Origin of the sequence: Rhodococcus sp. ARC_M12 (genome assembly GCF_022810385.1) — a bacterium.
Lineage (GTDB): Bacteria > Actinomycetota > Actinomycetes > Mycobacteriales > Mycobacteriaceae > Rhodococcoides > Rhodococcoides navarretei.
Map to the genome: position 1 here is coordinate 1 of NZ_JALGQI010000092.1, position 263 is coordinate 263.

Consider the following 263-nt stretch of genomic DNA (forward strand, 5'->3'; position numbering starts at 1 on the left):
ACCAGGTACCCCCGTTCACCGCAGGCCAGCCGATCGACGACGACGACGCACTACCCCGCCAGTCCGTCGTCGTCGAGGTCGGCGGCCGACGTGTCGAGGTCTCCCTACCCGGGGAACTGTCCCTCGGTGGCAACACCAACGGCGGGAATGCCGGTGCGGTGCGGCGTAAACCCAAAGCCCGTACCCGCGGCGGTGCCGGTGCAGGAGCAGCATCCGGAGACTCGGTCACCGCACCGATGCAGGGCACCGTGGTCAAAGTCGCC

Annotated in this window: 1 pseudogene; it reads left to right on the forward strand. The window is 69.2% G+C overall.

From position 1 onward, the window contains the following. A pseudogene (locus MTX35_RS25480) lies at nucleotides 1–263 on the forward strand (acetyl-/propionyl-CoA carboxylase subunit alpha); the annotation flags it as partial.